1 pseudogene is annotated in these 249 nt (G+C 64.7%); it reads right to left on the bottom strand.

Going from position 1 to position 249, the window contains the following annotated elements:
* A pseudogene (locus tag BEK98_RS47610) lies at positions 1–233 on the bottom strand (nuclear transport factor 2 family protein); the annotation flags it as partial.
* Between the last annotated feature and the right edge of the window lie 16 nt (positions 234–249).

Raw genomic sequence — 249 nt, 5'->3', positions numbered from 1 at the left:
ATGACGCACAAGCTGGACCAGTGCGTCATGTCGCGGCTGTAGACGTCGTCGAGCATCTCGGCTATCTCGCGCCGGCCGTGCAGGACCTTGGGGTGACTGGGCTGGGTGTTGCGGTCGATGATGCGGATCTCCGCGTCGTCCGCGTAGAGGGCGAGCAGAGTGTTCCCGGTGTTCCCTTCTATGCCCCGGCGCAGTGTCTCGGTGTCGAAGGCGGAGCCTGTCGCAGCGCCCATGGTGACCTCCTTAAGG

This window comes from Streptomyces diastatochromogenes, assembly GCF_002242805.1.
Taxonomy (GTDB): domain Bacteria; phylum Actinomycetota; class Actinomycetes; order Streptomycetales; family Streptomycetaceae; genus Streptomyces; species Streptomyces diastatochromogenes.
This window is presented reverse-complemented; position numbering and strand designations above follow the sequence as displayed.